This is a genomic window from Bosea vestrisii (genome assembly GCF_030144325.1).
GTDB classification, from domain to species: Bacteria; Pseudomonadota; Alphaproteobacteria; order Rhizobiales; family Beijerinckiaceae; genus Allobosea; species Allobosea vestrisii_A.
Map to the genome: position 1 here is coordinate 2,517,106 of NZ_CP126307.1, position 25,819 is coordinate 2,542,924.

Annotated in this window: 22 protein-coding genes; 6 read left to right on the forward strand and 16 right to left on the reverse strand. The window is 66.8% G+C overall.

Annotated features, from left to right (window positions below):
- Window positions 1-17: 17 nt before the first annotated feature.
- The 6 genes from QO058_RS12510 to QO058_RS12535 all read right to left on the reverse strand — a co-directional run bounded on the left by QO058_RS12510 (window position 18) and on the right by QO058_RS12535 (window position 7,099).
- Window positions 18-1,010, reverse strand: coding sequence for an aldo/keto reductase (locus QO058_RS12510; protein WP_284172355.1), 993 nt, complete (start codon window positions 1,008-1,010; stop codon window positions 18-20).
- The gene (locus QO058_RS12515; RefSeq protein WP_284172356.1) at window positions 1,000-1,983 is read right to left on the reverse strand and encodes a sugar-binding transcriptional regulator; all 984 of its coding nucleotides are present in this window, start codon (window positions 1,981-1,983) and stop codon (window positions 1,000-1,002) included. The genes QO058_RS12510 and QO058_RS12515 overlap by 11 nt, the downstream gene beginning before the upstream one ends.
- 11 nt (window positions 1,984-1,994) lie before the next feature.
- The gene (locus QO058_RS12520) at window positions 1,995-2,978 is read right to left on the reverse strand and encodes an ABC transporter permease (protein WP_284172878.1); all 984 of its coding nucleotides are present in this window, start codon (window positions 2,976-2,978) and stop codon (window positions 1,995-1,997) included.
- Window positions 2,979-3,199: 221 nt separating this feature from the next.
- Window positions 3,200-4,753, reverse strand: a complete 1,554-nt coding sequence (locus QO058_RS12525) for a sugar ABC transporter ATP-binding protein (protein ID WP_284172357.1) — start codon at window positions 4,751-4,753, stop codon at window positions 3,200-3,202.
- 67 nt (window positions 4,754-4,820) lie between these two features.
- Entirely contained in the window at window positions 4,821-5,732 is a 912-nt protein-coding gene (locus tag QO058_RS12530; protein ID WP_432212060.1) for a substrate-binding domain-containing protein, read from the reverse strand.
- 365 nt (window positions 5,733-6,097) lie between these two features.
- Window positions 6,098-7,099 (reverse strand): 4-hydroxyproline epimerase, encoded by a 1,002-nt coding sequence (locus tag QO058_RS12535; protein ID WP_284172359.1) that lies wholly within the window; start codon window positions 7,097-7,099, stop codon window positions 6,098-6,100.
- A 99-nt stretch (window positions 7,100-7,198) separates the two neighbouring features.
- On the opposite strand from QO058_RS12535, the gene QO058_RS12540 reads away from it, so the two are divergent.
- Window positions 7,199-8,233, forward strand: coding sequence for an Ldh family oxidoreductase (locus QO058_RS12540; protein ID WP_284172360.1), 1,035 nt, complete (start codon window positions 7,199-7,201; stop codon window positions 8,231-8,233).
- Between the two features lie 209 nt (window positions 8,234-8,442).
- Here QO058_RS12540 and QO058_RS12545 read toward each other — a convergent pair whose 3' ends face one another.
- From QO058_RS12545 to QO058_RS12575, 7 genes are all read right to left on the reverse strand, one after another.
- Window positions 8,443-9,405, reverse strand: a complete 963-nt coding sequence (locus QO058_RS12545) for a dihydrodipicolinate synthase family protein (RefSeq protein ID WP_284172361.1) — start codon at window positions 9,403-9,405, stop codon at window positions 8,443-8,445.
- 273 nt (window positions 9,406-9,678) lie between these two features.
- Entirely contained in the window at window positions 9,679-10,383 is a 705-nt protein-coding gene (locus tag QO058_RS12550) for a GntR family transcriptional regulator (RefSeq protein ID WP_284172362.1), read from the reverse strand.
- A gap of 88 nt (window positions 10,384-10,471) precedes the next feature.
- Complete coding sequence (locus QO058_RS12555) at window positions 10,472-12,748, reverse strand: TIM-barrel domain-containing protein (protein WP_284172363.1); 2,277 nt, start codon at window positions 12,746-12,748, stop codon at window positions 10,472-10,474.
- 19 nt (window positions 12,749-12,767) lie between these two features.
- Window positions 12,768-13,835 carry an ABC transporter ATP-binding protein gene (locus tag QO058_RS12560; RefSeq protein WP_284172364.1) on the reverse strand — a complete coding sequence of 356 codons (1,068 nt, stop codon included), beginning with the start codon at window positions 13,833-13,835 and terminating at the stop codon, window positions 12,768-12,770.
- A complete protein-coding gene (locus QO058_RS12565; protein WP_284172365.1) occupies window positions 13,835-14,887 on the reverse strand; it encodes a carbohydrate ABC transporter permease in 1,053 nt (350 codons plus the stop codon). Before QO058_RS12565 ends, QO058_RS12560 begins: the two co-directional genes overlap by 1 nt.
- A complete protein-coding gene (locus QO058_RS12570) occupies window positions 14,884-15,912 on the reverse strand; it encodes a carbohydrate ABC transporter permease (protein ID WP_432212040.1) in 1,029 nt (342 codons plus the stop codon). Before QO058_RS12570 ends, QO058_RS12565 begins: the two co-directional genes overlap by 4 nt.
- 5 nt (window positions 15,913-15,917) lie before the next feature.
- On the reverse strand, window positions 15,918-17,195 hold the full coding sequence (locus QO058_RS12575) for an ABC transporter substrate-binding protein (protein WP_284172366.1): 1,278 nt from the start codon (window positions 17,193-17,195) through the stop codon (window positions 15,918-15,920).
- A 155-nt stretch (window positions 17,196-17,350) separates the two neighbouring features.
- On the opposite strand from QO058_RS12575, the gene QO058_RS12580 reads away from it, so the two are divergent.
- The 3 genes from QO058_RS12580 (at window position 17,351) to QO058_RS12590 (ending at window position 20,112) form a co-directional block, all read left to right on the forward strand.
- The gene (locus QO058_RS12580) at window positions 17,351-18,388 is read left to right on the forward strand and encodes a LacI family DNA-binding transcriptional regulator (RefSeq protein ID WP_284172367.1); all 1,038 of its coding nucleotides are present in this window, start codon (window positions 17,351-17,353) and stop codon (window positions 18,386-18,388) included.
- A complete protein-coding gene (locus tag QO058_RS12585; RefSeq protein WP_284172368.1) occupies window positions 18,385-18,765 on the forward strand; it encodes a cupin domain-containing protein in 381 nt (126 codons plus the stop codon). The genes QO058_RS12580 and QO058_RS12585 overlap by 4 nt, the downstream gene beginning before the upstream one ends.
- Before the next feature lie 72 nt (window positions 18,766-18,837).
- The gene (locus QO058_RS12590) at window positions 18,838-20,112 is read left to right on the forward strand and encodes an NAD(P)/FAD-dependent oxidoreductase (RefSeq protein ID WP_284172369.1); all 1,275 of its coding nucleotides are present in this window, start codon (window positions 18,838-18,840) and stop codon (window positions 20,110-20,112) included.
- 119 nt (window positions 20,113-20,231) lie between these two features.
- On the opposite strand, the gene pgi is transcribed toward QO058_RS12590, so the two are convergent.
- The 3 genes from pgi to QO058_RS12605 all read right to left on the reverse strand — a co-directional run bounded on the left by pgi (window position 20,232) and on the right by QO058_RS12605 (window position 23,729).
- Window positions 20,232-21,860 (reverse strand): glucose-6-phosphate isomerase, encoded by a 1,629-nt coding sequence (gene pgi / locus QO058_RS12595; protein ID WP_432212041.1) that lies wholly within the window; start codon window positions 21,858-21,860, stop codon window positions 20,232-20,234.
- 109 nt (window positions 21,861-21,969) lie between these two features.
- Window positions 21,970-22,923, reverse strand: a complete 954-nt coding sequence (locus QO058_RS12600; RefSeq protein ID WP_284172371.1) for a carbohydrate kinase family protein — start codon at window positions 22,921-22,923, stop codon at window positions 21,970-21,972.
- Window positions 22,920-23,729 (reverse strand): IclR family transcriptional regulator, encoded by an 810-nt coding sequence (locus tag QO058_RS12605; RefSeq protein ID WP_284172372.1) that lies wholly within the window; start codon window positions 23,727-23,729, stop codon window positions 22,920-22,922. The genes QO058_RS12600 and QO058_RS12605 overlap by 4 nt, the downstream gene beginning before the upstream one ends.
- A gap of 178 nt (window positions 23,730-23,907) precedes the next feature.
- Here QO058_RS12605 and QO058_RS12610 point away from each other — a divergent pair, with 178 nt between their 5' ends.
- Together QO058_RS12610 and QO058_RS12615 are read left to right on the forward strand one after the other, a co-directional pair.
- The gene (locus QO058_RS12610) at window positions 23,908-24,963 is read left to right on the forward strand and encodes an ABC transporter ATP-binding protein (RefSeq protein WP_284172373.1); all 1,056 of its coding nucleotides are present in this window, start codon (window positions 23,908-23,910) and stop codon (window positions 24,961-24,963) included.
- Complete coding sequence (locus tag QO058_RS12615; RefSeq protein WP_284172374.1) at window positions 24,960-25,817, forward strand: ABC transporter permease; 858 nt, start codon at window positions 24,960-24,962, stop codon at window positions 25,815-25,817. Before QO058_RS12610 ends, QO058_RS12615 begins: the two co-directional genes overlap by 4 nt.
- Window positions 25,818-25,819: the final 2 nt, after the last annotated feature.

Sequence of the window (25,819 nt, forward strand, 5' to 3'; positions counted from 1 at the left end):
CGGTCTCTGGACGTTTCTCAGGCTGTCTTGCCGAGGTGCCGCACGATCGCCTCGCCGATGCGCCGCAGTTCCGCGGCCGACAATGCGATCCTGCCGGCGCCAGCGTTCTCGACGGCCTGCGTCCGGTCGCGGGCGCCGCACAGCGCGTAGGTGATGCCAGGCTGGGCGATGGTCCAGGCGATCACCAGTTGCGCGAGGGTGGCGTCATTGGCTTCGGCGATCGGACGGATCTCTGCAAGGAAAGCGGCGATGCGCTTCAGGCTCTCAGGCGAAAAGCGCGGATCGTCCTTGCGCAGGTCGTCGCCGGAGAAGACCCGCTCCGGACCGATCTTGCCGGAGAGCAGGCCGAGCGCCAGCGAGGAGTAGCTCAGCGTCGCAACATCATGCGCCCGGCAGATCGGCAGCAGCGTCGTCTCGATCTCGCGATCGAGCATGTTGTAGCGCTCCTGGATGGCATCGACCGGGCCGATGGCGAGATAGGCCTTGAGCTCCTCGGGACTGACATTGCTTACCCCGATCGCCCGGATCGTGCCCTGCCGCTTCAGCTCCAGCAGCGTGGCCATGGTCTCGGCGACCGGCGTCGTCGGGTCCTGCCAATGGGTGATGTAGAGGTCGATATAGTCGGTGCGCAGGCGGCGCAGGCTCTGCTCGAGCTCATGCAGGATCGAATCGCGCCCGAGATGGCGATGGACGCGCTGGCCATGCTCGTCGAAGAAATGGTTGCCCTTGTCGGTATGCCAGACGAGGCCGCATTTCGTCGCCAGAACCACCTCGGAACGTCGGCCGGCAATGGCCTCACCTACGATCTCCTCGGATTTGCCGAGACCGTAGGCCGGCGCGGTGTCGATCAGGCTGACCCCGGCATCGAGCGAGGCGCGGATCGCCTCGACCGCCTTGGCCTCGTCGGTGCCACCCCACATCCAGCCGCCCATCGCCCAGGTGCCGAGACCGACGGCGCTCGCGCTTACCGCGCTTGTGCCCATCGGGCGCAGTTGCTGGTTAATTCCCATTGGTTTCGTCCTTCAATACGTCGAGGATCGCGTTGCCGGTCGCTTCGTCGGTCGCCAGCACGTCGAGAAAACCGCCGCGCAGGACGCTGGCGGCCGGCGCCGCCTTGCGGGCCCCGGCGCAGACGCCGATCGCCAGCGGGATCGCCTTGAGCTCGTCCAGCGTCAGTCCGATCACGCGCTCGTTGAGCGGGTAGTCGCAGAGCCGGCCGCGGCGATCGAGCAGATGCGCGACGAGCTCGCCGGCCGCACCCAGCCGCGACAATTCGCTCTCGGTGCCGGGACCGGTGGCGCGCAGGCTGAGATAGGTCGAGCGGTCGGCCAGGACCGAGCCGATCCCGGTCACAGCGATCGCGGCGTCGCGCGCCCGAGCCAGGACCTCGCGCACCGACTGCAGCGAGAGCAAGACGTCGCGCTCCTCGCGCGAGGCAGCGAAGACCGGGGCATGGATCTGGAAGGCCTTGCCCTGGAGCTTGTGGGCGAGCTGCGCCGCCAGATGGTTCACATCGGTGAAGTATTCGCCCTGGATGCCGCCGGTCGCGGGGACGACGGTGACGTCATAGGCCCGGTTCGGCGCCAGCGCCTGGATCATCGCATCGACGCCGCGTCCACCGGAAACGCAAATCGTGTCACCGTCCTTGAGGTTCGACAGCAGGTGTTCGGCCGCCGCCCGGCCCACCGTGGTCAGGTTGACCTCTTCCTGATCCGAGACCGTCGGCGTGACGATCGCCTCCTTCAGCGCGCCCGCTGCCGCAAGCTCACCTTCGAGCGCGAACAGCGATTGCAGCGGCGAGCGCACCGAGATCTGCACATAGCCGCGCTCATGCCCCTCCTTGACCAGCCGGTTGACCGTCGGATGCGAGAGGCCGGTGCGCTTGGCGATCTCGGCCTGGCTGAGGCCCTCCACGTAATGCATCACCAGCACGCGGTGGATCTTCCGCAGCCGCTCGAAATCGTCGTTGGAATGGGAGGCCATGACGAGCTCGTTCAGCCGGCGCGGACGGCGCCGCGAGCGCGCTTGCGGGTATGGAGCAGGTGGTCGATCGTGACCGCCGCGAGCAGGATCATCCCGCGGATCACGTCCTGCCAGACCGGCGGCACGTCGAGCAGGGTCAGCGAGCTCGAGACCACCGAGAGCAGCGCGATGCCGAGGATCGCGCCGAGAATGGTACCGGAACCGCCCTTGAGGCTGGCGCCGCCGATCACCGCCGCGGCGATGATGTTGAGCTCCATGCCGACGCCGAAGGTCGGCGGCGCAGCGCCGAAGCGTGCCATGTAGAGGACCCCGGCGACGCCGGAAAGGCCTGAGCACAGCACGATGCAGAAGAACTTCACCCGGTTGGTGCGGATGCCCGAATACTGCGCCGCCTTCTCGTTGCTGCCGGTGTAGAACACCTTCCTGAACACGGTCGCCTTGCGCAGCAGCAGGTCGAAGACCACGACCACGGCGAGGAAGATCAGGATGACGACCGGCACGTCGTAGACCTGGGCGAAGCCGAGGGAGCGCAGGTCGAGCGGTACCGTGCCCTGGCCGATGAACTTGAAGCCCGGCGGCAGGGAGAACAGCGATAAAGGTCTGCCGTCGGTGATGGCGAGGCACAAGCCCCGCACGATCACCATGAAGGCGAGCGAGACGATGAAGGAGTGCAGCCCGATCAGCGTGACGAAGGAAGCCATCGCCACGCCGATCAGGGCGCAGGCGACAATGCCGGCGAGGCTCGCCGTCCAGGGATCGATGCCGGCGAGGAACGCGGTGCCGGCGACCACCATGGCAAAGCAGACGACCGAGCCGACCGAGAGATCGATCGCGCCGACGATCAGCAGGACCGTCATGCCGACCACGACGATGCCCTCGATCGAGAAGGACATCAGCATCGCCCGGAAGTTCCCCCAGCTCAGGAAATAGGGCGAGGCGAAGCTCATCGCGACGCAGAGCGCCAGGATGATCAGCACCAGGCCGAATTCGCGCATGCTGGCGATGCTGCGCCAGCCGCCGCTGGTCGCTTCCCGCGCTGCGGTCGGGCGCAGCTCTTCGTCCAATCCGCTGGCCACGCTCATCTCTCTTCTCGCAGGGCAATTGCTTGAAAGCGTTCATCGCCGTTGCCGGCAGACTCTAGCCCTCCCCCTTGTGGGGGAGGGTTGGGAGGGGGGTGACTGGGTGAGCGGCGTCGCTTGCCTGCTCGCGATCAGCCTCACAGCTGACTACCCCCCTCTCTAACTCTCCCCCCACAAGGGTGGAGAGGACAGGTCGCGATCGTAAGCCCGGAGGCGAGCCGCATGATCGTTTCCTCGTTGAGATCCTCGCCCGAAACCTCGCCTGCGACCCTGCCCTCGTGCACGACGAGAACGCGATCGCACAGGCCGATCAGCTCCGGCAGCTCCGACGAGATCGCGATGATGCCGGTGCCGCCGCTGGCGAGCTCGCGCAGGATGCGGTGGATCTCGGCCTTGGCGCCGACATCGACGCCGCGCGTCGGCTCGTCCAGGATGATCGCCTTCGGGTTGACCGAGAGCAGCTTGGCGAGCGCGACCTTCTGCTGGTTGCCACCGGATAGGGTCGATGCGGCATCGTCGAGCGAGCCGCGCTTCAGGCGGAGCTGGTCGGCGAGGCTCTTCGCCTGCGCCTGTTCCTTGGCCCGGCTGACGAAGCCGGCAGCCGAGACGCGGTGGATGTCCAGTGCCGAGATGTTCATCGCGATCGGCAGGTCGACGAAGACGCCGGCACCCTTGCGATCCTCGGAGAGGTAGACGATGCCGTTGGCGATGCTTTGCGCATAGCTCTTCGGCGTCACCTCGCTGCCCTCGAACACGATCTTGCCCGCGGTCAGCCGGCTGAGGCCGCAGATGCCAAGCGCGATCTCGGTCCGGCCAGCGCCGATCAGGCCGGCGATGCCGAGGACCTCGCCGCGGCGCAATTCGAAGGAGACGTCGCGGACGCGGTCGCCGTCACTGAGACCGCCGACCGACATCAGGACCGGCGCCGTGGCGCTGCCGGGATTCTTCGGCGGGAAGATGTCGCCGAGATGCCGACCGACCATGCGCCGGACGATCTCCTCCTGCGTGGTGGTCGCGACCTCTTCGGTGCAGATATAGCGCCCGTCGCGGAGCACGCTGATCCGGTCGCAATGGGCGAAGACCTCGGCCATGCGGTGGCTGATATAGATGATGCTGATGCCGCGCGCCTTGAGCTGCGCGATGATCCCGAACAATTTGCCGGCTTCGCGCTCGGTCAGCGCCGCGGTCGGCTCGTCCAGGATCAGGATCGAGCAGTCGAGCGCCAGCGCCTTGGCGATCTCGACGATCTGCTGCTCCGAGATCGAGAGCTCGCCGACCAGCGCCTGCGGATCGATCTCAGCGAGCGAGGCGAGGACCTGGTCGGCCCGGCGGCGCAAATCGCGATAATCCATCAGCCAGGCGCGCCGGCTGTTGGTCGCCGCCATCGAGATGTTCTCGGCGACCGTGATGTCCGGGCAGAGCGCGATCTCCTGATGCACCAGCCCGATGCCGAGCTCATGCGCCTTCTGCGGCGAGGCGATCTCGACGGGGCGGCCATCGACGAGGATCTCGCCTCCGTCGGGTCTCAGGATGCCGTCGATAATATTCATCAGCGTCGACTTGCCGGCGCCGTTCTCGCCCATCAGCGCATGCACCTCGCCCTTGCGTAGCGAGAAGCTGACGCCGTCGAGCGCACGCACCGGGCCGAAATTCTTGCTGACGCTGCGGACTTCGAGAGCGAGAGGCTGCATGGCTCGGCTCGGCGCGAGGGAAGAGATCGGCGGAGCGCAGCGCGCTCCGCCGGGAGAGGGGTCAAGCTTATTCCTTGATGCCCTTGGTGCCACGACGCTTCAGATAGGCGTCCCAGTAGAAGTCGTCGGCATTGTCCTTGGTAACCACCGCAAAGCCGTTGTCGACGAAGGGCACGCCCATCGGGTTGAAGCCCGAGCGCTTGTAATCGTTCATAGGGTCGATCAGCTCGGGATGGGCCGCCATGAACAGCAGCATGAAGCCCATATAGCCCTGCATGCCCTGGTTCGGGTTGATCGCGCCGAAGACCTGGCCGCTCTTGATCATGTCGAGGATCTTGCCGTTCACGTCGGCGTTCATGACCTTGATCTTGCCGCCGAGCTCCTGCGCCGCCTGCGCCGCGCCGAGGGCGGAATTGGCCTCCGGCATGAACAGCGCGCCGAGATTGGGATTGGCCTGCGCCATGCTCAGCGCGGCGTTGTAAGCCTTGGTCGGATCCTGGTTCGAAGGAGCGCGGGCGACCAGCTTGATCCCCGGATGCTTCTCGCCCATCCGCTTGACGAAGGCGGCGACGCGCCGGTCGTGATTGTCCTGGCCGGGGTTCTCGAGAATGCCGTACTCGCCCTTGCCGCCCATCGCCTTGGCGATCACGTCGGCGGCATAGGAGCCCTCGCGATCATTGTCGGAGGTGACGTAGGAGACGCGCTTGCTGTTCGGCGAGTCGGCCGCGAAGGTCACGACCGGAACGCCGGATGCGGTCGCCCGGTTGATCGGCTCGATGAACGGGTCCGAGTTCATCGGGTGGACCAGGATGCCGGCCGGCTTCTTCGCCAGGATCTGGTCGAAGCTCGCGATCTGCTTGGTGACGTCGTATTCCGGCGTGCCGGTGTAGGCGGTCTTGCAGCCGAGCGACTGCGCCGCCTGCTTGAACATCTCGTAGACGGGGAACCAGTATTCCACCCCCGAGACCATCACGTTCATGTAGTAGGTTTCGCCTTCCTTGCAGCGAAACTGCGCCGGGGTCTGCGCTGTCGCGCCATGTCCCAGAGCGAGCGACAGGCCGAGGCCCGCAGCAACCGTCAGCGTCAGATTACGAGCCAGTGCCTTGATGCGCATGTTTCCCCTCCAGAGCTTGACGCTGGACCGATCTCCGGCGTCGTCATGACCAGCTTGAAATTTATTTCATATACTGGTATCTATTTCTAATAGGGGTATGACGATGCCTCCGGCGTGTCAAGCGACACGTCGCAATCAGGTTCTGAGCAGGTCGAAGTCTGGAATGGGATCGCGCCGACCCGCCAACATCGTCGGGGCCGCGAGCAGCCAGCGCGTCGGGCGCCCCCGCTCTACTTCACCACGAAGCCATGCGCGAACGGGTCGCGGTCGTCGATGAAGATGGTGTTGTAGCCGGTCATCCGGGCCCAGCCGGCGATCGAGGGGATGATCGCCTGGCGGTTCGCGACCGTCGTCGCCGCTTCGACCCGGCCCTTGAACAGTGAGCCGATGATCGATTCATGTACGAACTCGTCGCCGACCTTGAGCTTGCCCTTGGCGGCGAGCTGCGCCATCCGCGCCGAGGTGCCGGTGCCGCAGGGCGAACGATCGATCGCCTTCTCGCCATAGAACACCGCGTTGCGGGCATGGGCGCCATCCTGCGTCGCCTTGCCGGTCCACTGGATATGGGAGAGGCCCTGGATTTCCGGGTGCTCCGGATGGACGAACTCGTATTTGGCGTTCAGCGCCGCCCGCAGCTTCGGCGACCAGCCGACGAGCTCGCCGGCCGTATGATCGGCCATATCCAGGAAGTTCTTCTGCGGCTCGACGATCGCATAGAAATTGCCGCCATAGGCGACGTCGACCACGATCTCGCCGAGGCCCTCGACCTCGGCGGTCAGGCCTTCCGCGTAGAGGAAGCCCGGGACGTTGGTGAGACGGACCTCCTCGACGAAGCGACCCTCCTGGCGATAGCTGATGTCGACCTTGCCAGCCGGCGCGTCGATCGAGAGCCTGCCCGGCTCGCGCGGCGTGATCAGCCCGTTCTCGATGCCCATGGTGATCGTGCCGATCGTGCCATGGCCGCACATCGGCAGACAGCCGGAGGTCTCGATGAACAGCACGCCGACATCGCAATCGGGCCGTGTCGGCGGATAGAGGATCGAGCCCGACATCATGTCGTGCCCGCGCGGCTCGAACATCAGGCCGGTGCGGATCCAGTCGAACTCGCGCAGGAAATGGGCGCGCTTCTCCAGCATGGTCGCGCCCTCGAGGCGCGGGCCGCCGCCCGAGACCAGCCGGACCGGATTGCCGCAAGTATGACCGTCAATGCAGGAGAAGGTATGGCTGGCCATGGTTCAGAACTTTCCTGAGATGCGCAAAGCCTGCTTGAAGTCGTGTCGGCTTTTTGAATACAGCAAGTATGCAGATTTGCAACGAGCGGGAAGCGCGCCATGAGCGAGATGACGATCCTCAGCATGGAGGCGCTGACGCGCCGGATCGAGGCGGTCTTCCGCAAGGGTGGATTGTCGCCGCTTCATGCCGCGGCGCTGGCCCGCGTGATCGCAGCCGGCGAACGCGACGGCTGCAAGTCGCATGGCGTCTTCCGGGTCGAGGGTTGCCTGCGCACCATCAAGGCGGGCAAGGTCTCGCCCGACGCTGAGCCTATCCTGCATGACGACGGCTCGGCCGTGCTGCGCGTCGCGGCAGGCGGCGCCTTCTCCTGCGCCGGCTTCGAACTTGGCGCACCGGTGCTGGCCGAGCGTGCCAGGAAGCTCGGCCTCGCCGCTTTGGTGATTAACGACTGCACCCATTTTTCGGCACTCTGGCCGGAGGTCGAGGCGCTCGCGGGGATGGGCGTCGCCGCGCTGGCGATGTGCCCGAGCTACGCCACCGTCGCCCCTTCTGGCGGAACGACCGCCCTGCTCGGCACCAACCCGCTCGCCTTCGGCTGGCCGCGCAAGGACGGCCATCCTTACGTCTTCGACTTCGCCACCAGCGTCGCCGCCCGCGGCGAGATCGAATTGCATCGCCGCGCCGGGAAGCCCCTGCCGGAGGGCTGGGCGCTCGACTCCCAGGGTGAGCCGACCACCGATCCGACCGCGGCGCTCGCCGGGGCGATGCTGCCCTTCGGCGGGCACAAGGGCTCGGCGATCTCGACCATGATCGAATTGCTCGCCGGTGTGATGATCGGCGACCTGACCAGCCAGGGCGCGCTCGATTTCCTGGGAACCACGACGCTGGCGCCGCAGCATGGCGAGCTGATCCTGGCGTTCTCGCCGGAGCGCTTCGCCGCCGGACGTCCCGGCGATCCGTTCGCGCGCGCCGAGACATTGTTCGAGGCGATCGCCGGACAGGGCGCGCGCCTGCCCTCGCAGCGCCGTTTCAAGGCCCGCGAGGGCTCGCTGGCGGATGGCATCGCCCTGACCTCCGCCGAGGTCGAGCAACTGGACCGGCTGGAGGCGCTAGGCCTCGACGCGGTCGCTTGAGAAAGACTGCGACGAGCGCACGCGCAAACCCCTCCCCCTTGTGGGGAGGGGCAGGGGTGGGGGGCGGAAAGTCAGAGCTCTCCTTGATCGATAGAACCAGCCTGTTCCTATAATCTGCCTCGCACCCGGTCGTTCGCCCCCATCCCCATACCCTTCCCCACAAGGGGGAAGGGAGGAGCTGAGGCGATCAACCTCTCGCGAAACAACCCTCAGGCAGCGCGCTTCTGCATCGCGCCGGCCTGCTTCGACCATTGCGCATACCAGGCGTCGAACAGCTTCAGCTGCGCCTCGACATAGCCACGCTGGCCCTGGCCGAGCGCGTCAGTCGGGTTGAAGTGCAGGGCATATTCTGCATCCCCCTTCAGCACCATCATGTGCTTGAAATAGAGGACGAGGTCCGGCCCCTCGTCGAAGGAAGAGAGCACGGCGAGCGCCGCCTCGAGCTCGAGCGCGAGCCGGCGCGCCTCGACATCGCCCGTCGCCGCCGCCCGGCTCAGGCTGACGAGGTGCAGCACTTCCCTGGGCAGCACGCAGCCGATGCCGGTGATCGCGCCGGTCGCGCCGCAGTTGACGAAGCCGTGGAAGACGCAGGTGTCGACGCCGATCATCAGCGAGACGTCGTCGTCGCGGCTGGTGATGGTCTCGGCCGCATAGCGCATGTCGGCGGCACCACCGAACTCCTTGAAGCCGATCAGGTTCGGATGCTCGGCCCGCAGCGCGAAGAACAGGTCGGCGCGGGTAGCGAAGCCATAATAGGGGCTGTTGTAGATCACCGCCGGTAGGTCAGGCGCGGCGGCGAGGATCGCCTTGAAATGGTGGCGCTGCGCCTCGACCACCGAGCCGCGCGAGAGCACGCGCGGGATCACCATCAGCCCCTTGGCGCCGACCTTCTGGGCATGGGCGGCGTGGGCGACGGCGGAGGCGGTGTTGACCGCGCCGGTACCGACGATCACAGGCACGCCGGCCTTAACCAGGGCCTCGACGCCTTCCATCCGCTGCGCATCGGTCAGCAGCGGCCAATCGCCCATCGAGCCGCAATAGACCACGGCCGACATGCCGGCGGCGATCAGCTCCTTGCCCTTGCGCACCAGCGCCTCGAAATCGGGGCTGCGGTCATCCTTGCAGGGGGTCATCAGCGCCGGCATGCAGCCGGAAAAGATCTGGGCCTTCATCACGCGCTCCTCGGGCTGGCGGTTCCATGGGCGGCCTGTCTCGCCGCCTTGATCGACAGCCATAATACTCTTTGTATTTTATTTGTCGACAAGAAATTTTGACACGCAAGAGCCCGTCATTCCTGGGCAGGCCGAAGGCCTGAGCCCGGAACTCAGAACCGATGCCATGGCAGAGGGAGCCTGGCCTTTGCCGCGGTTTCTGGACCGCCGGCATCGGCTCTGGATTCCGGGCCCTTCGCTACGCGAAGTCCCGGAATGACGGACGGTTCGGTGCTACAGCGCTACCGTCTGGCGGCGGTCGCGCGCGATCAACTGCTGGATCTGCTGGACGATCTGGTCGGCATGGGCCTTGGCCAGCCGGTCGGCGCCCTCGACGTCGCGGGCCGCGATCGCCGCGATCATCTCCTCATGCTCCGCCACATAGCGCTGCGGCAAACGGTCGTCGAAGGAGGAGTAGTAGAGCCGCAGGATGCGCCGGCCTTCGTCGAGCAGGCGGCAAAACAGTCCGGTGTAGTAGGGATTGCGCCCGGCTTTCGCGATCGCGGCATGGAAATCGCGGTTGGTGGCGATCATGGCGAGCGCGTCCTGCGCCGCGACAGCCCCAGCGAAGGCGGCCTGCCGGGCACGGATGGCGTCGAGATCGGCCGGCACATGGAACTGCGCCGCCAGCCTTGTGGTGACGCGATACATCAGTGTGATCGCGTCGAAGAAGGTGTGCAGGTTGAGGAAGTCGATGTTCGACACCACCGTCGAGCGGTTGGGCAGCGTCGTCACCAGCCCTTCGCTCGCCAGGCGCACCAGTGCCTCGCGGATCGGCGTGCGCGACATCGACAGCCGCTCGGCGAGCTGGATCTCGTCGATCGGGCTGCCGGGCGGCAGCACGAGGTCGATGATGTCGTCGCGCAGGATGTCGTAGACGAGCTTGACGCCCTCGCCCCGCTTGCGCTCGGCCGGAGCCGCCGTGGTCCTGTCGGTCATGTCGCCATCCATTGTCGACATGACAAATACAGATTGCACCTAACGGCGCAACAGCGCCGGCTGGCCGAGCCGGCGTCGCTGGGCGCGTTCAGCCGCCGATCTGCCGGATCGCGATCTTGTTGAAGCGCGGCTTGGCTTCGCCCTGCTGCTCGATCGCGACCTCGCCATTGCGGACATGGAAGCGGATCAGCGTCGCCCCCGCTCCGCGCCAGTCGGCGGTCTCACCGTCGTCCTCGTAGAGCTCGCCCGAGGCGCCCTCGACCACGCCGCAGACCAGCACCTCGCGCTCATTGCTGATGCCCTTGGCATCACCGAGCGGGATCAGCGCGCCGGCCCGCACGAACAGCGGCAGCCGGCCGAGCGGCGCCGCAACCGTCACGGTGACACCGCCGGGATAGTGCTTGCCATCATGCCAGTCATACCAGCCGCCCTCATGCTGCGGCAGGTAGACCGCACGCTCGCGCGCGCCCTCTTCCAGCACCGGCGCGACCAGCACGTCCGGGCCGAGCATGAAGACATCGTCCACCGCCACAGCCGCCGCATCCTGCGGGAAATCATAGAGCAGCGGGCGCACGGCCGGGATGCCGTCGCGGCTCGCCCGCCACATCTGGGTGTAGAGATAGGGCATCAGCCGGTAGCGCAGCGAGATCGCCTCGCGCACCTGCGGCACCATCTCCGGATACATCCAGGGCAGGTTGACGACGCCGTCATCGTTCCAGGAGTTCATCACCATGCGCGGCCAGAGCGCGCAGAACTCGTTGAAGCGGACGAAGAGCTCGGGACCGGGCGTCGGGCCATGGAAGCCGCCGACATCGTGGCCGATCGAGAACATACCCGACAGGCTCATGTTGAGCCCCTGGGTCAGGTTGTAGCGCAGCGTCTTCCAGGCGGTCTCGTTGTCGCCCGACCAGGTCTGGGCGTAGCGCGAGATGCCGGCGCAGCCGCCGCGCGTGATCGAGTACTGGCGCTTGCCCGGCTCGCGCGCGGCTTGCGCCTCATAGGACAGCTTGGTCATCAAGAGCGGCTGCGCCGGGCGTGCCAGCGCCTGCCGGAAGGGCCGCCCATCGCCGTCGCAGACCGCGTCCTCGTCCCAGATCTCGTATTCGTTGTTGTCGTTCCAGACCGTGGTGAAGCCGTGGTCGAGCAAAGCCGTCTCGATGCCGGCGCGCCACCAGGCCCGGCCCTTCGGGTTGGTGAAGTCGATATGGAAGCCGAGCCCGTCCCAGAACTGCGCCACGGCCGGCTCGCCGGACTTGGAATCCTTGACCAGGAAGCCCTGGTCGAGCGCTTCCTTGAGGCGCGGATGGTCGTCGAGCAGGCAAGGCTTCAGGTTGGCGACGGTGTGCATGCCGGCCTTGTTCAGCCGCTTCATCGTCACCAGCGGCTCCGGGAACTTTTCGCGATTCCAGTTGAAGGCGTAGCGGCGCTGGCCGATCTGGGTGTAGCCCGAGCCGAAATGGAAGCTGTCGCAGGGTATGGCGTGCTTGCGGCATTTGGCGATGAAGTCGCTGATGCGGGCATCGGCATCGGGCGCATCGGCGATCGCCATCGAGGTCACGCCGAAGCCGAAGGACCAGCGCGGCGCGAAGGCCTGACCGCCGGTCAGCCAGGAGAAGCGCTTGACCACATCCGGCACGGTCGGGCCGGCCATCACGTAATAGTCGAGATCGCCGTCATCGCCTTTCCAGGAGCGGAACAGGCCGTGATAGTTGTCGAGCGTGCAGCCGAGATCGACGCTGCCGGTTGAGAGGTTGTCGTAGAAGATGCCATGGGCGCCCGCCTTCCCGTCGACGATGAAGAAGGGCAGCATCTTGTAGAGCGGGTCGGACAATTCGGCGTCGAAGCCGCACGGGTCGACGGCGTCGATGGCGAAGCGCCGCCCGGTCCGGTCGAGCGGGCCGGCCTTGTCGCCGAGCCCGTAATGCCGCTCGGCATAGTCGCGGGCCATGAAGTGCGACACCGCCCCAGTGCGCGGCGAGATCAGATAGGCCTGCGTGGTGCGGTCCTGCAGGAAGGCTTCCGCCTCGCCTTCGCGCCGCCAGGCGATGCCGAAGGGCGAGAGCGTGACCTCGGCCGTCAGGCCGTCAGCCGACAGCGTGACCTTGCCCTCGCCTTCGCTCACGCTCGCCTGCGGGCAGGCAAAACCGGAATGGTCGTCGCGCGAGCGTCCTTCATAAGCGGGCTCGAGCCCGCCCGGCGCGATCGACCAGCCGCGGTCGAGCCGATAGCCGTCCTGCGGCTTCAGCGTGACACGGCCGATATCGCCTTCGAGGATACGAACAGCGATCGTCGCACCAAGGCCGACATCGAACAAGGCGGCTTCGCCGTCGCGGCCGAGATAACGGCCTTGCGTCAGGGCTTTCATCGAATCTCTCTCGGCAGTTTCAGGACCGGATAGCCCGGCCGTTCTCGTCGAACAGGTGCAGGTGCTGCTGCGGGAAGGCGAGCGCGACGGCGGCGCCGCGCTGGTGCTCGCTCTGGCCGTCGAGCCGGAGCGTGATCTGCGGCAACCCCGGCGAGGCGCCGTAGAGATAGCTCTCGCCGCCGAGGCGCTCGACCAGTTCGATGGCGAGCGGCACGCCGCCGCCCGGCGCAGCCAGCGAGAGATGCTCGGGCCGGATGCCGAGCGTGACCGATGCGCCCGCGCCGAGGCTTCCGGTCTGGCAGGCGACTTCGTGACCGGCCTCGCCGATCGCGACCGCGCCAGGCCTCACCACCTTGCCCGGCAGCAGGTTCATGCGCGGCGAACCGATGAAGCCGGCGACGAACAGGTTGTCGGGCCGGTTGTAGAGTTCGAGCGGCGTGCCGACCTGCTCGATCTTGCCGCCATGGAGCACGACGATGCGATGCGCCAGCGTCATCGCCTCGACCTGGTCATGGGTGACGTAGATCATCGTGCCGCCGATCTCGGCATGCAGCGCGGCGAGCTCCTTGCGGGTCGCGACACGCAGTTCGGCGTCGAGGTTGGAGAGCGGCTCGTCGAACAGGAAGATTTTTGGATCGCGCACGATGGCCCGGCCGATGGCGACACGCTGGCGCTGGCCGCCGGAGAGCGCCTTGGGCTTGCGTTCGAGATAGTCGGTCAGGCGCAGCATCGTGGCGGCACGCCTGACACGGCGGTCGATCTCGTCGCGCTTGAAGCCCATGTTCTCCAGCGCGAAGGCCATGTTCGCGTAGACGCTCATATGCGGGTAGAGCGCATAGGACTGGAAGACCATGGCGAGCCCGCGCTCGGAGGCCGGCAACCCGGTGACATCCGCGCCGTCGATCGCGATCGCGCCGCCGGTGATGGTTTCAAGTCCGGCGATCGAACGCAGCAGCGTCGACTTTCCGCAGCCGGACGGGCCGACGAAGACGACGAATTCGCCGTCGGCGACATCGAGGTCGATGCCATGCAGCACCGTGGTCGCGCCATAGGCCTTGCGGACGCCCGATAGGCTCAGTCCCGCCATTATTTCATTCCCGTATTGGCGATGCCGGTGGTGATGAAGCGCTGCAGGAAGACGAAGACCAGCGCGACCGGAAGCAGCGTCACCACCGTCATCGCGAGCAGGTAATGCCACTGCGTCTGCAATTCGCCCTGGAAGGCGTTGAGGCCGATCTGCAGCGTGTAGGCCTCGGTCTTGGTCAGCACCGCTAGCGGCCAGAGGAACTCGTTCCAGCGCCACATGATCGAGAAGATCGCGAGCACGGCGAGCGCCGGCATGGCGAGCGGCATGACGATGCGCCAGTAGATCTGCCACTCCGAGGCCTTGTCCATGCGCGCCGCCTCGATCAGGTCGCGCGGCAGGGTCAGCATGTACTGGCGCAGCAGGAAGACGCCGGTCGGCGTCGCCGCGCCGGGCAGGATCACCGCCCAGAGCGAGTTGACCAGCCCGAGCTCGGTGATGACGAGATAGACCGGCACGAGGATGATGGTGATCGGGATCATCAGTGTGCCGATCACCATCAGCATCACCGCCGTCTTGCCGCGGAACTCGTAGATCGAGAGCGCATAGGCGGCCATCGAGTTGATCACCAGGGTGATCAGCGTCGCGACCACGGTGACGAAGACCGAGTTCCACAGGAAGCGCATGAAGGCGAAGCGCTCCAGCGGCTCGGTGTAGTTCTCGGTCGCGAGCTTGAACTCGCGCACGGGAGTGCGCTTGTCGATCGGCACGCGAATGCTCTGGCCGGGATTGGCCGGATCGACCATCTGCGCCTGGATGCCGATGCGGCGGATCTGCGCCAGAACCCGCTTCGAGCCGTCCTCCATCGTCACTTCGAACAGCGGCAGCGGCTGGGCATGGCCTTCGACCCGGACCTCCTTCTGCGACATCGGCAGCAGCGAGGGCGGGAATTCGAGCAGTCCGGCCTGCGTCTTGAAGGAGGAGATGCCGAGCCAGAGGACCGGCCCGAACATCAGGACGACGCCGAGCGCGAGATAGGCGTAGGCGGCGATGTCGGTCCAGTGCCAGCGGCCCGGATTGCGGCGGGCCACCGCCATGCGCGCGATCCTGCTCATGCCGCCCCCTTGCGGCGGCTGGCCGCGAGCTGGGCCAGCGTCAGCGCGAACAGCACAACGCCGAGCACGACGGAGGCCGCGGCCGCCAGACCGAAATTCTGGACCTGATTGGCGAAGGCGGTCTCGTAGATGTAGTGCACCACCATCAGCGTCGCGGTGCCCGGGCCGCCGCCGGTCAGGACGAAGACTTCGTCGAAGGTCTGCACGCCGCGGATCAGTGCCAGCACGATCACCACGATCATGTTGGGCCAGAGCAGCGGCAGGGTGATGCGCCAGAACACGCGCCAGCGCGGCGTCGCATCCATCTCGGCGGCCTCGTAGAGATCGGCAGGGATCGCCTGCAGGCCGGCGAGCAGGATCAGCGTGTAGAAGCCCATATGGGCCCAGATCGAGACGAAGACGATCCAGAACATCGCCCAGCTCGGATCGACCAGGAACAGGATGCGCTCGCCGCCGAGCGAGGTGATCGCGGCGTTGAGCAGGCCGTCGCGCTGCAGGATCCACTTCCAGGTCAGCGCCACCACCACCGGCGAGAGCAGTACCGGGAAGAAATAGACCGCGCGGAAGAAGCCGCGCGCCCGGATCTTCATGTTCAGCACCACTGCCGTCAGCAGCGAGAACAGCACCATCGCCGTGACCTGGAAGACGGTAAAGCGCGCGGTATTGGAAACGCCGCGCCAGAAATGGTCCTCGCGGCAGGAGGACGGGTCGAGGAAGGAGCCGCAATCGAAGAGATAGGCGTATTGCTGCGCCCCGACATAAGGCCGCTCGGAGGGGAAGAGGCCTGCCCCGCCCGTCACCGAGAAGATGAAGTTGATGATGAGCGGCAGGAAGACGAAGAGCGAGAAGAAAATCAGATTGGGCAGCAGGAAGACATAGGCCATTCGGCGCTCGCCGATCAGCCGCTGCAGAACCTGCATCGGCCAGTCGATCAGCCGCATCAGGACCGCGAGCGGCGCGGCGAAGAAACTCGCTGCGCCGACGCGTTCCGATGGCGCCGCGGGGATCGGAGCGTCGGAGGCCATCCGCCTTACTTCTTGCGCTCGGCGATCTGCTGGGCGATGTCGGATTCCATCCGCTTATAGGCTTCGTCGAGGCTGCCCTCGCCCGAGATCGCCTGGCCGAGCCGGCTGATCACCGCGTTGAAGATGACGCGGTTGCTCGTATAGCCCTGCAATTGATAGGCGACCGCCGAGAGCTGCGCGACCTGGTCGGAGAAGACCTTGAGTGCGGCCTTGGCCGGCGCACTCGCGCCCTGATAGTCGAGGCCCTTGGCGGCGATGCCGAGATGGCCGGGCACGAACAGCGAGCGGGCGTAGAACTCGCTCAGCACCGGCTCGCTCGCCAGATAGTCCATCACCTTGGCGACGGCTTCCGGGCTCTTCGTCGTCTTGATCGCGACGAGACCGGCCCCGCCCGGCATGCCCGAGCAATTGCCGGCACCGCAGGGCGAGGGAACCGCGATCCAGTCGAAGGCGTCGCCAACGGTCTTGTCGAACTGGGCGATCTGCCAGGAGCCCGACTGGTACATCACGACCTGGGCGTTCTTGAACTCATCATTGGCGCCGCGATAGGCGGTGCCGGAAACCGAGCCCCAGAGCTCCTTCTTCATCACGCCGCTCTGATGCCAGTCATAGACCAGCTTGGCGCCGCGCTTGAAACCGTCGTCGATCACCGCCGGCTCGCCCTTGGCGTCGAAGACCTTGGCGCCCTCGGAAATCGCGACCGAGAAGAAGCGATGGCCGGAGCGGTCCATCGCCAGCGGGAACGGCGCCTGGACCTTGGCCGCGACGTCCTTGGCCGCCTTGCCCCAATCCTCCCAGGTCGCCTTGGCGCCGGGCATGGCGATGCCGGCCTGCTCGAACAGCGTCTTGTTGACGAAGGGGCCGGTGACGGTGAGCTGCGTCATGAAGCCGGTGATTGCCTTGGTATCGCCCTCCGGGCGCATCCAGGGCAGGAACGGGCCGAAATTCTTTTCCCAATAGGCCGCGTCCTTGAGATGCGGCCGCAGGTCGAGCGCATAGCGGGCGATGCCGCCGAGATCGACGACGCGGGCAATGTCAGGCCCCTGGCCGGAGGCGAGCTGGACGGGCAGGTTCTCGGTGATGGCCTTGTAGGGCACCTGGTCGAGCACGACCTTGATGTCCTTGTTCTGGCTCTCGAAGCGCTTGAGCAGGTCGGTGATGACCTCGCCCTCGTTGCCGTCGGAATACCAGGCGATGCGGACCGTGGTCTGGGCTTGCGCGATGCCGCCCATGACGAGGCCGGCCGTCAAGGCGAGCGCCGAAATCCAATGCTTGCTTTGCATGAGCGTTCCATCCCCGCTTGAAACGACGCCTCCCGGGACGTCTTGACTTTCATTTAGGCAAACGTTTGCCTAGCTTGTCAATCCCGAAGTCAGCCGGCATCTCTGGCAAGCTGACTCGCCGGGCGCCGCCAAGCGAGAAGCAGGGATGGAGCGCGATGAAGACCAGGGCCGCAAGGGCACATCAGGGTTCGGTCTCGCTCACCACCGTCGCGCACGACACCGGCGTCTCGATCTCGACCGTCTCGCGCATCGTCAACGGCGCGAGCGGACGGGCCTCGCCCGAGACCGTGGCGCGCGTCGAGGAGGCGATCGCGCGGCTGGGCTACCGGCCGAATCCGGTCGGCCGGGCATTGCGCCAACGCGCCAGCCGCGTCGTCGCGATGCTCTCGCCCAATCTCGACAACCCCGCCATGGCGGCGATCGCGGTTTCGACCGAGGCGGCGCTGCGCGCCGCCGGCTATGTGATGATCCTGTGTGACACGCATGATCGCGCCGAATTGCAGGACGACTATCTCCAGGCGATGCGCGAGCAGTTCGTAGCCGGCTATGTCATGGTCAGCGCCGTGCGCAGCCGCGGTCTCGAGGAGACGCTCAAGCGCGGCGACCCCATGGTCTTCGTCGCGCGTCACAACCCGCTCGGCGGCGGCGCCTATGTCGGCATCGACAACCGCGCCGCCGGGGCCGACGCAGCCGATTTCATGCTGGCGCAGGGGATTAAACGGCCCGCAGTGCTGATGGCCGCACAGAATATTTCGAGCACACAGGAACGGGCGTCGGGCTTCATCGACCGCCTCGTCGCGCACGGCGTGCCGGAAGACGCGATCCGCCGCGCCAGCGGACCTGGTCTCTCGCATATCGAGATCGGCTACGCTGCTGCCCGCGCGCTGGTGCAGGAGGGTGGCTGGCCTGAAGGCGCGCTCTGCGTCAGCGACATGATCGCCTATGGCGCCTATCGGCTGGCGATCGAGAACGACGTGCCGATCCCGCAGCGCTGCACGCTGGTCGGGGTCGACGGCAATGCCATCAACCACTGGATCGCGCCCTGGCTGACCTCGATCCGCATCCCCTATGAGAGCTTCGGCGGCCATGTCGTCGGCCAACTGGAATCGCTCTGGAGCGGCGCGCCGACATCGGAGGTCCGTATCCCGCATGAGCTGCCACTGACTGGGCTCGCACAGAAGGTAAGTGCATGAACCTGCTCGATCACGAGACCCAGCCGCTCGAGCAGTGGCGCGAGGGTGTGATGACGCTGATGCGGGTCTCGGCACTGGTGCGCTCAGCCCAGCTCTGCATCTTCGAGCAGTTCTGCGATCCCGGCCTTGGCGCCCCCATCCATCTCCACGCAGTTGAAGAAGTGCTGGAGGTGATGGAAGGCGAGGCCGAGGTCACCTTGCGCGGCGAGAGCCTGATCCTGCGCGCCAATCAATCGGTGCTGATTCCAGCGGGCGCCCGGCACGGCTTCCGCAATATTGGGAGCGGCATCCTCAAGGTCCGCGCCACGCTCGCCGCGCCGATTTTCGAGGCGAGCTATGACGACCGCGCCGAGCAGTCGCGGCGCTGGGTGCCCTGAAGCGCCAGCTACAGCCCCAGCCCTGCAGTCATGCTACACAGGCTCTCGTTCAACCGAGACGAGGGGTTGTCGATGAGCGAGCCGCATCATGTCGTCGTGATTGGTGGCGGCTTCGCCGGGCTCGAAACCGTGCACCGGCTGGCGGGTGCGAACGTGCGGATCACCATCGTCGACCGCCGCAACCATCATCTCTTCCAGCCGTTGCTCTACCAGGTCGCCACCGCCTCGCTCGCGACCTCCGAGATCGCCTGGCCGATCCGGCATCTGTTCCGGCGGCGCAGCGAGGTGACGACCCTACTGGCCGAGGTGACCGGGATCGACACGGCCCGACGCGAGGTCGCGCTCTCGACCGGCGAGACGCTGGCCTACGACACGCTCGTCGTCGCCACCGGCGCGACCCACGCCTATTTCGGCCATGACGACTGGGAGCCCTATGCGCCGGGCCTGAAGACCCTCGAAGACGCGACCACGGTCCGCCGCCGCATCCTGCTTGCCTTCGAGCAGGCCGAAGCGGAGATCGACGCCGCGCGCCGTGCGGCGTTGCTGACCTTCGTCGTCATCGGCGCCGGCCCGACCGGCGTCGAACTCGCCGGCACGATCGCCGAGCTGGCGCGCGCTACCCTGCCCGAGGATTTCCGCCGGATCGACACGCGCGAGACCCGCGTCGTGCTGGTCGAAGCCGGCGAGCGCATCCTGCCCGGCTTCGCCGAGGATCTGTCGCGCTACGCCCATGAGGCGCTGCAGCGCATCGGCGTCGAGATTCGCACCGGCGCGCCCGTCACCGCTTGCGATAGCGCGGGTGTCTCGATCGGACCGGAGAAACTCCCGGCCGCGACGGTGATCTGGGCGGCCGGCGTGCGCGCCTCGCCGGCAGGCACCTGGCTCGATGCCCCCATGGACCGCGCCGGCCGCGTCCAGGTCGAAGCCGAGCTCACCGTGCCCGGTCGGCCGGACGTCTTCGTCATCGGCGACACCGCGAGCGTGATGGACCAGGACGGCAAGCCGGTTCCCGGCATCGCGCCCGCAGCCAAGCAGCAGGGCCGCCATGTCGCGGCGACGATCAAGCGCCGGCTCGCCGGAGACAAGGCGCCCCGCCCCTTCGCCTACAGCCATGCCGGCAGCCTGGCCACGATCGGCAAGCGCGCCGCGATCATCGATTTCGGCCGGGTGAAGCTGAAGGGCTGGCTCGCCTGGTGGCTCTGGGGCCTGGCGCACATCTACTTCCTGATCGGAGTGCGCAACCGCGTCAGCGTCGCGCTGAGCTGGCTCTGGATCCACGCACGTGACCAGCGCAGCGCGCGGCTGATCACCCAGCGCGACGTGAAGCAGCCGAGCGGCGGGAACTGACAGGCGTCATGCTCGGACTTGACCCGAGCATCTCAGGCCGGATGAGTCTCCGGTCGTTGCCTTCTCGTCACGAGATTCTCGGGTCTGCGCTTCGCTCCGCCCGAGAATGACGTCAGCGCCTACTGCCCGGTCAGATAGCGCGCCAGCCCCGCCGTCGAGGAGTCATGCGCCTCAGCCGGCGCCTTGCCCTCGATCACCGGCAGCAGCGCCGTCGCCAGCTCCTTGCCGAGTTCGACGCCCCATTGGTCGAAGGCGTTGATGTCGAACACCGCCGCCTCGACGAAGACACGGTGCTCGTAGAGCGCGATCAGCCGCCCGAGCGTGAACGGGTCGAGCTTGCGGTAAGCGATGGTCACGCTCGGCCGGTTGCCGGGGAAGACCTTGTGCGGCGCAAGGTGCTCGATCGCGTCCGGCGAAAGGCCCTGCTTGGCGAGCTGCGCCTTCGCCTCCTCGAGCGTGCGCCCCTTCATCATCGCCTCGCTCTGGGCGAGGCAATTGGCGAGCAGCAGGCGATGCTGATGGGCGAGCTCAGGCTCGTGCCCTTCGGCCGCGACCAGGAATTCGCAGGGGATGATGTCGGTGCCCTGGTGCAGCAGCTGGAAGAAAGCGTGCTGGCCATTGGTTCCGGGCTCGCCCCAGACCAGCGGGCCGGTCGGCCGTGTCACCGCGCCGCCCGCCTTGTGCACGCGCTTGCCGTTCGACTCCATGTCGAGCTGCTGCAGATAGGCCGGCAGTCGTGCAAGGCGCTGGTCGTAAGGCAGGACGGCGCGGGCCGGGTAGCCGCAGCTCTCGCGATGCCAGAGCCCGATCAGCGCGAACAGCACCGGCAGGTTCTCATTGAGCGGCGCGGTGCGAAAATGCTCGTCCATCGCATGCGCGCCGGCGAGGAAGGCGCGGAAATTCTCCGGCCCGATTGCGATCATCACCGGCAGGCCGATCGCCGACCAGACCGAATAGCGCCCGCCAACCCAGTCCCAGAAGCCGAAGATGCGGTCGGGCGCGATGCCGAAGGTGGCGACCTTGTCGAGCGCGGTCGAGACCGCGGCGAAGTGCTTGGCCACCGCCTCTTCCCCAAGCGCGCTGGCGATCCAGCGCCGCGCCGTCGCGGCATTGGTCATGGTCTCGATCGTGGTGAAGGTCTTGGACGCGACGATCACCAGCGTGCGAGCCGGATCGAGCTTCGCCAGGGTGTCTGCGATATGAGCGCCGTCGATGTTGGAGACGTAATGCAGGCGCGGCCCGTCATGATAGGGCGCAAGCGCCAGCGTCGCCATCACCGGGCCGAGATCGGAGCCGCCGATGCCGATATTGACGACATCGCTGAAGCGCCCGCCATCGGCCGCCGCGATCCTGCCGCTGCGGATGCCTTCGGCGAAGGCGGCCATCCGCTCCAGAACCGCGTTCACATCCGGCATGACGTCGACGCCGTCGACCATGACGGGCCGGCCGGACTGGTTGCGCAGCGCCGTATGCAGCACGGCGCGGCCCTCGGTCGTGTTGATCGGCTCGCCGGCGAACATGGCGTCGCGCTTGCCCTGAACATCCGCCGCCTCGGCGAGCGCCTGCAGCAGCGCCATGGTCTCAGCTGTCACCGCCGCCTTGGAATAGTCGAGCACGAGATCGTCGAGCCGGACCGAAAACGTGGAAAAGCGCTGCGGGTCGGCGGCGAAGAGTTCGCGCAGGTGGTGAGATACGGTTCGGGTACGATGCGCGGCGATATCCGCCCAGGCCTTCTCCAGCACGATCATTCTCCTCGATGCTTGCGAACGGCCGCGATCCGGCAAGCCGAGGTAGCATAGCGATAGCGCCGAGGTCACGGCAGCAGCTGGGCAGGACGGCCATGCAGAAGGAGGACCATCAGCCCAAACGGGCCAGCTCCGTCTGCACTTCTACCGCTTTCGGCAGATCGGCCCCGCGACGTCCGACCGTGATGGAAGCAGCGATTGCGGCATAGGTCAGCAACTCGCCCAATGCCGCTCGATCGAGCCCAGCGACGCCTTCTATGCTCAACCGATCCCTCTGCGACAGCCACGCCAGCAATGCGGCATGGAAGCTGTCGCCGGCGCCCACCGTGTCACGGACGCTGACCGCCCTGGCCGGCAGTTCAACCTGCTCGGCGGCGCAAAAGCCGATCGCACCGTCCGCGCCGCGCGTGATCACCACCAGCTTCGCGCCAAGCCCCAGCCAGTAGGCGGCCGCCTCCTGCAGCGACAGGCGCCCGCCCCAGGCGATGCGGATGTCCTCGTCACTCGCCTTGATGATGGTCGCGACGCGATAGAACCGCTCGGCGGCATCAGCCCACAGCGCCATGTCCGGCACGACACCCGGTCGCAGGTTGGGATCGACGCTGATCACCCGGCGGCCATGCTCGCGCTCGGCCAGAAGCGCGAGCGTCGCGCCTGTCGGCTCGACCGCCATGCTGTAGGAGCCGAAGCTGAGCGCCTGCACCTCGGATGCCAGCTCGGCCGGCAGCTCGGCCGGCATCAGGAAGCGGTCGGCAGCGCCTTCGCCATGGAAACCGTAGCTCGGCTGTCCGCCCCCTCCTGTGGCGACGGCCGAGATGGTCGAGAGCCGGTCGCTGCGGACGATGAAGCGGCCATCGACACCTTCCTGCCTCAGCCGCTCTGCCAGCATCGTGCCGATGCCATCGCGCGCGATCGCCCCGAGGAAGCCGACCGGCACGCCGAGCCGCGCCAGGCCGATCGCGACATTGAACGGCGAGCCGCCGGCAACGGCGCGCCCGGCCATCTCGGCCCCCTCAGGGGCATCAAGGAAGAGGTCGACGAGCGCCTCGCCACAGACCAGGATCATGACACCGTGCTCAGGCTACGTGAGGGATGGCGCAAGGCCGGATCGAACGGATTGAGCATGGCGCCCAATGTCGCCGCTTCCGTCTTGAGAATGGCGACGACGCCTGGCAGGCGCTCGGGACGTAAGCGATCCGCCAGCGTGCCGACGCTGAGCGCCGCAACGGCGCGCCCCTGCGCATCGAAGACCGGTACGCCCAGGCCCGCCATGCCCGGGATCAGCCCGGTATTGAGATTGACCCAGCCCTGCTCGCGCGCCTTGCCCAGTTCGACGCGCAGCGCCGCCTCGTCGAGAAAGCCGCGATCGAGCAGGCGCGGCACGTTGAAGCGGATCACCGCCTCGCGCTCAGCCTCGGGCAGATGGGCGAGGATGGCGAGACTCCCCTGCCCCAGTCCGAGCGGCACCTTGCCGCCGATATCGCCGGTGAAGGAGCGGATCGGGAACGGCCCCTCGATCCGGTCGAGGCAGACAGCGTCGTAGCCGTTGCGGACGAGCAGGAAGATCGTGTCGGTCAGCGTCGCCGAGAGGCGCAGCAGCACCGGCTTGGCGAGGTCGCGCAGGCCGTCGGCATGGCCGGCGCGCGCCGCCAGCACGAAGAAGTCGAGCGCCAGCCGGTAGCGCTTGCCGGTCTGCTCGACGAAGCCCTCGGCGGCAAAGTCCTGCAGCGCGCGATGCGCCGTCGGCTGGCTGCAGCCGGCCTGCTCGGCGAGGTCCTTGAGGCGGATACCCCCGGCGTCGGCCGCCCCGACAAGGCGCAGCAGGCCGAGCGCACGGCGCAGGCTGGAGAGAGGCTCGGCAGAATCAGACATCCATCTACGTTAATCGCTTAGACAAGTAGTCGCAATAAATTTCATATAACGGAATTATATGGATTAAAATTCTCTCATACGGAATTCTTCGTTGACGAAGTTCCACTCCTGCCGCTTCCTCCCAGCATAAGGCAAGAGACCCCGATGAGCGGGCGGGGCAGGTCAAGCGGGAGAAGTCATGGGCTTTCTGACGCTGGAGAAGCTGAGCAAGGTCTATGGCGACTTTGCCGCCGCGCGCGACATCGACCTCAGCGTCGCCAAGGGCGAGTTCGTCTCGCTGCTCGGCCCCTCCGGCTGCGGCAAGACCACGACGCTGCAGATGATCGCCGGGCTGGTCGAGCCGACCACCGGGACGATCATGCTCGACGGCCGCGACATCACCCGCGAGAAGCCGAACAAGCGCGGCCTCGGCATCGTCTTCCAGAGCTACGCGCTCTTTCCGCACATGACGGTGGCTGAGAACGTCGCCTTCGGCCTGGAGATGCGCAAGATCGCAAAGGCCGGGCGCGACGAACGGGTCAAGGCCATGCTCGCCCTCGTGCATCTGAATCCGTTGGCCGAACGCTATCCGCGCCAGCTCTCCGGCGGCCAGCGCCAGCGCGTCGCCATCGCCCGCGCCCTCGTCATCCAGCCGCCGGTGCTGCTGCTCGACGAACCGCTCTCCAATCTCGACGCCAAATTGCGGGAGGAGATGCAGTTCGAACTGCGCCGCATCCAGCAGCGCGTCGGCACCACCACGATCATGGTCACGCACGACCAGTCCGAGGCGCTCTCGATCAGCGACCGCGTCGTGGTGATGGAACAGGGGCGGATGACGCAGGTCGACGCGCCCTACAAGCTCTACGAGAATCCGGCGACGCCATTCATCTCCACCTTCGTCGGCAAGATGAACCGGCTGGAGGGCACCTGGCGCAAGGGCGCGGCCGAGGTCGCCGGGATCGCCCTGCCGGCCGAAGCCAGTGGGCTCGCCGAGGGTGCAGCCATCGCAGTGTCGATCCGCCCCGAGAAGATCGCGCTCAAGCCGCCTGGCCAAGGCCGCATCGACGGCACCATCGCCAACCGCTTCTTTCTCGGAAGCTCCTGGCTGTTCACGGTCGAGACCGCGGCTGGGCCGATCCTTGTCTCGCTGCCGAACGATGGCGAGGAGCCGGCTCGCGAGGGCGCAAAGGTCTCGCTCGACTGGGCCCCGGCCAGCCTGCGCATCGAACCGCTGGCGCAGGGAGCGGCGGCATGAGCGTCGGGCGCTCCGCGGCAACACCGTTCTGGCTCGCCGGGCCAGGCGCGCTGCTCTTTCTCGGACTGATCATCCTGCCGCTCGCGCTGACCCTGATCCTCTCCTTCCACGCCTACGACCACACGACCGGCATCAAGAACGAGTTCACCCTCAACCATTACGCTGCCGTGTTTTCGGACGAGTACTATCTCGGCATCTTCTGGCGCACGCTGCGGCTCGCAGGCCTGACCACGCTGATCTGCGTCGTCATCGGCGCGCCCGAAGCCTATATCCTGTCGCGGATGCGCGATCCCTGGCGCTCGGTCTTCCTGCTGGTGATCATCGGGCCGCTGCTGGTCTCGGTCGTGGTCCGTGCTTTCGGCTGGAGCATGCTGCTCGGCTCGACCGGGCTGGTGAACCAGGCGCTGCAAGGCCTCGGCTTCGATAGTGTGCGGCTGCTCTATACCGAGACCGCGATCGTGATCGCGCTCGTCCACGTCATGCTGCCCTTCATGGTGATCCCGGTCTGGACCGCGCTACAGAAGCTCGATCCGATGGTCGAGGCCGCCGCCTGGGGCCTTGGCGCCTCGCATCTCACCGCCTTGCGCCGAGTCGTGCTGCCGCAGGTCTCGCTCGGCATGCTCTCCGGCAGCCTGATCGTCTTCGGCCTCTCGGCTTCGGCCTTCGCCATTCCCGGCCTGCTCGGCGGGCGCCGGCTCAAGATGGCGGCGACGCTGGTCTACGACGAATACATGCACGAGCTGAACTGGCCGCTCGGCGCGACGATCGCGATCATCGTCCTCGTCGCCAATCTCGTGATCATGCTGGCCTATAACCGCGTCATCGAGACGCGCGCCCGCAAGGCTTTGGGGTGAGC